This is a genomic window from Pseudomonas sp. A-B-19 (genome assembly GCF_019947515.1).
GTDB lineage: Bacteria > Pseudomonadota > Gammaproteobacteria > Pseudomonadales > Pseudomonadaceae > Aquipseudomonas.
On the sequence record NZ_JAGYGN010000060.1, the window covers coordinates 1 to 1,766 of the forward strand.

1 protein-coding gene is annotated in these 1,766 nt (G+C 58.5%); it reads left to right on the forward strand.

Annotation, left to right across the window (positions count from 1 at the left end):
• The first annotated feature begins 429 nt into the window (after window positions 1-429).
• Window positions 430-1,680 carry a group II intron reverse transcriptase/maturase gene (ltrA, locus tag KGA81_RS29905; RefSeq protein ID WP_223551289.1) on the forward strand — a complete coding sequence of 417 codons (1,251 nt, stop codon included), beginning with the start codon at window positions 430-432 and terminating at the stop codon, window positions 1,678-1,680.
• Window positions 1,681-1,766 lie beyond the last annotated feature (86 nt).

Consider the following 1,766-nt stretch of genomic DNA (forward strand, 5'->3'; position numbering starts at 1 on the left):
CCTGAAAGAAGCGTGTAGCAAAGGCGCGACCGCAGGAACACGAACAAGCAGCGAGGCCGGATGCGGGCGATGAGTGTGCTGGGAGCCACGAAATCCAACCGTCACCGAAAGACGCATCAGGTAGAGCTTGGCGGCCCGAGCCGAAGGTTTTGGCACCTTACCCGGGGAGATCTCATGGGCGTAGCCCGTGAGAAGTCAGCAGATGCCGTAGTAGTGAAGAAGGATCGTAATGGATCTGGAGCGAAGGGCTGAAGAACAGAAACACTCACCATAGACTACTGCCTACAAAGCGAAAGCCCTTTGAAACCGCACCCGGAAAGGCCATGTGGCCCGTAGCGGGATGGTCTTGCATGGACAAGTCGGGTGGATCTCGACCAACACGCGCAAGGAAGGGGCGAGTCAGTAGGCAGACGGAACAGGAATAGAGACGTGTTGAGCGAAACCTGCATGGAGACGATCGTCGAAAAGGAGAATATGCACCGAGCGCTCAAGAAGGTCAGGTCGAACAAAGGAGCACCGGGGGTCGATGGAATCACTACCGACGAACTCCCCGCCCACCTTCAAACGCACTGGCCGGCCATCAAGAGCAAGCTTCTGGACGGGACCTATAAACCGGGACCCATCAAAGGTTTCAGGATCCCCAAACCGCAAGGCGGGGAACGACTGCTGGGCATTCCGAATACGCAGGATCGCTTGATCCAGCAATCGGTCCAGCAGCACCTGACGCAGCTGTGGGACGGCAGTTTCAGTGAACACAGCTACGGGTTTCGGCCGGGCAGAAGTAATCTCGACGCGATCCGAGCCGCCAAGGCCTTTGTCCTGGAAGGCAAGACCTGGGTCGTGGATATCGACATCGAAGCCTTCTTCGATCAGGTCAACCACGACCGGTTGATGAGTCTTATAGCCAAGGATGTCCATGACAAGCGGCTGATGCGGTACCTCGGCCAGACGCTTCGAGCGGATATGCTGCTGGACGGTCAGCGGATCAAAAGGACGGCCGGAACGCCGCAAGGAGGGCCGCTAAGCCCGCTGCTTGCCAACCTTTATCTGGACGCACTGGATAAAGAGCTGGAAATTCGGGGGTTAAGCTTCTGTCGCTATGCTGACGATCTGGTGATCTACGTCACCAGTGAACGCAGCGCGGAGCGCGTGCTGGGGAGTGTGACGGCTTGGATAGAGAAACACCTCAAGCTCAAAGTGAGCGCCAGCAAAAGCGGAACGGGACGGCCTTGGGATCGTGATTTTCTTGGTTACAACATCGACGAACAAGGGAATGGGCAACTGTCCGGCAAGACCGTGAAGAAATACCGCAAGAGAGTCCGCGAGCTCTGGTCGGCCAGGCAAAGTCTGACGAGCGCAGAACTGGTGGCTCAATGGGGACGTTACATCCGGGGGTGGTACGAATACTTCCGCTGGGTGGAAGACGACTTCAAGCGGTTATCGCAATGGACTCGCCGGCATATGCGCAAATGTTTCTGGCAGCGCTGGCACAGTCGTGAGGGGCGAATGCGCAAGCTGCGCGGGCTTGGTATCGCAAGCCGGCAACTGGCGCGAGTAAGTTTTCACGACGGTGCCTGGCGCGCGGCGCGCCACCCAGTGATGCAACAGGCGATGAGCCTGAGGATGATGCGTCGCTGGGGACTGTGGACGCCGCAGGACTTCGCCTCAGCCCCTTGCTGAGCTGTTCAACCGCCGGATGCGGAAAACCGCACGTCCGGTGGTGTGGGAGGGGTAACGGGCGCAAGCCCGTTGCCTCCACCCAATCA